This window comes from Roseateles sp. P5_B10 (genome assembly GCF_056400485.1).
The window spans coordinates 1-3073 of record NZ_JBFULE010000638.1 but is presented as its reverse complement, the minus strand read 5'-3'; the positions used below and the strand labels follow the sequence as shown (position 1 = coordinate 3073).

The following is a 3073-nucleotide window of genomic DNA, read 5'->3' as shown; positions in this document are numbered from 1 at the left end:
GCAGCCACGCCGCGGCGCACCATCGCGATGAAGGCCTGGCCGAGCTCGATGGCGCGGTCGATCAGCCAGTCGATGGCCTGGTCGACCAGCGCGCGCACGGTCTCCAGCAGCTCGTGCATGCGCTCGCCGATGCGGCCCAGGCCGAACTGGTTGGCGAGGAAGCCGATGGCCACCGGCATGGCGCGGTCCAGCGCGTCCTCCAGGAAAACCGCCGCACCGTCGATGGCGCCGTGGGCGATGTCCAGGATGCCGTCGAGCACGCGCGAGACGATCTCCAGCATCTCGCGCAGGTACTGCATGAAGGACTCGATGGCGTTGTAGACCGCCACCAGCGTGTTGATGACCGGCATGATGCCGGTCACGTCCAGCAGGCTCATCAGCCAGCGCGTGGCGCGGCCGATGATGGCGTCGGTGACCCAGCTGATGACGCCGTCCAGCACGCGATCCCACAGGTTGGACAGCTGGTTCTGGATCTCCACCCACAGCCCCGCCGGCCCCTCGTTGATAAGGATGGACAGGAAGTGCCAGGCGCCGGTGGCCAGGTTCATGATCTGGCGCAGGCGCCGCACGGTGCTGGCGTCGAGCTTGAGCGTCAGCCGCTCGAAGATGTGCTCCACCGTGATGCCCAGCACCTGCAGCACGAAGCCGAAGATGGAGCCGATCGAGAAGTCGGTCGGTGGCGTGATGCCGGCGGACTGGGCCTGGCCGAACAGCCAGCCGCTGACGCCGTTGAGCAAGTGGGTACCGATGTTCTCGAAGAAGCGCCCGAAGCCGGCCTTCACGGCGCCCAGCAGGTTGATGAGGAAGCCCACCGGGTCGGTCAGGATGTCGCCGATGGCCGCGGCCGCCTTGGCCAGCACCTGCACCACCAGCTCTGGCGGCAGGCCCAGCACGCGCAGCACCGACTGGAAGAAGGTCCAGGCCGCGCCGGCCAGGTCGCCGTCGACGAACACCTGGCGCAGGATGCGCAGGGCCGTGGCCTGCACGCGCGGCCACAGCGTCGGGTCGCTGAAGAACTGGCCGAAGACGGGAATGCGCGCCAGGATCTGGTTGAAGACGAAGTTCTTGATGGGCTCCCGGATGCAGCAGGGAATCGCCTCCCAGACGCTGGACAGGATGAGCTGGGGCAGGCGCATCAGGTCGCCCACCACGCCGATGAGCTTGCGCACCACGCCCACTGCGTTCTCGATGAAGGGCGTCAGCGCGTCGAAGCCCTGCAGGATCCAGTCGAACAGGCCGCGCACCTTCTCGTCTGCCCAGCTCACGAGGCGCAGGGCGGCGTCCTCCAGCCAGCCCAGGGCATTGGCCAGCATGGCCATCAGGCTGCTGGAGCGCAGGCTGCCCATCAACGAAGACACCGCCGTGCCCAGCGCACCCACCTTGGTCGACACCCAGCCACCGGCCTCGACGATGACGTTGCGCACGGTGCCGATGACCTGGGTCACCGACGGCAGCACGGTGGCCAACGTGTCGCGGTTCTCGGCCACGCCATCGCCGCCTTCCATGGCCGTGGCCGACGCGTTCAGCTGCGTCGACATCTGCTGCATCTGCTGGCCGAAGTTGCGCATCCACGGCGGCGGCAGCATGTCCGCCACCTTCTGCGCCGTGGCGGCGATGGGTTGCCAGACCGGCGCCGTCTGCTCCTTCACCCAGTCCCAGGCATCGCCGGCCTTGCTCGTGATCCAGCCGACGATGCCGCCGGAGCTGTCGGCGCTGGTCGCATCCTCCGGCCCGAAGAGCTGCTCCTTGACCCAGCCCCAGGCATCGCCGACGGCATTGCGCACCGGCGCGGTCCAGTTCCAGATGTCGGTGCCGAAGGCCTCGATGCGCGCCCACACGGCGCCGGCCTTGCTGCGCAGCCACTCGATGGCCGGCGCGCCATAGCCGTTCCACAGGTCGGTGAAGAAGTCGCCGATGGGCTGCAGGAAGGTCGTCAAGCGGTCCCAGGCTTCGCCGGCCACTTCCGTCACGAAGGTCTTCAGCTCGTCGATGGCGTTCAACAGCGGCTGGCAGTCGCCCGAGATCAGCGCGGCGGCAATGCCGCTGGCCCGCTCGACAAGGCCGGTGAACACGCCCAGCATCGTCGTCAGCGTGCCGCTCGGGTCCAGCGCGTTGAGCACCGAGGCCAGGCCGTCCAGCGCCGAGGACACCATCTCGCGCAGCAGCGCCATCGGGCCGCGCTCGATGACAGGCACGAGGCTGGGCGCCACTTCGCGCACCAGGCGCATGGCCACGGCACCGATGGCTTCGCCGACCGCCTCGACGGCGGAACCGGCTGCATCCACGCCGGCATCCACGACATCGCCGCCGAAATCGGCCACGGCGCCCGCGGCGTTGCCGAGGGTGTCCAGAATGCCTGAGCGCTGCACGCCGGCGGCAGGTGTTTCCTTGGCCGTCAGCGGCGCGCTGCTGGCCACCTTCTTCGCATTGGCCTCGGCCTCGCGTTCGGCCTTGTCGTGGTGGGCGCCACCGTCGGCCGCGCTCGGCTGGGTCGCAGGCACGCCCGCACGCTGCTGCTGCACGACGTGGGTGAGCTCGTGCGCGAGCAGGCCGCGGCCCTCTGCGCTTTCCGGCGCGAAGTGGGCAGCGCCGAAGACGATATTGCTGCCGGCCGTGTAGGCCCGCGCGCCCATGCCGGCGGCGGACCCGGCGGCGTCGCCATCGGTGTGCACGCGAACATCGGCCAGCGGCACGCCGAAGCGGCCTTCCATCTCGGTGCGCACCGGCGCCGGCAGCGGCTGGCCGCCGCCGGCCTTGTCCTGCAGATAGCGGGGCAGGCCTGCGGCCGATGATTTGGCTGCCGCTGCGCGCGGTGGCCCGCGGCTGGCTGCGCCTCGTGGCTTGCGTGCGGTGGCGGTGCGCGCCTGCATGGTCAGGGCCTGCTAACGCTACGGGAATCGGTGCGAGAGGGGCTACGCGGGTGCACGGCTAGGCGTCGCGCTGAAGCCCGGGCTGGGTGCCCGGGCAAGGCGCGCAACAAAGCCATGCGCCCGCGTAGCCCCTCTCCCGAAGGGTTGTCACTCAAAAGCCCGCGCGCGGCGTTGCGAAGCCTCGCTGGGGTCGACCCCAGCTT

General features: G+C 69.8%; 1 protein-coding gene. It reads right to left on the bottom strand.

Annotation, left to right across the window (positions count from 1 at the left end):
- Positions 1-2870: eCIS core domain-containing protein (locus tag AC1DU6_RS25230; protein WP_477860430.1), on the bottom strand; the 2870-nt coding region annotated here is incomplete at its 3' end.
- Between the last annotated feature and the right edge of the window lie 203 nt (positions 2871-3073).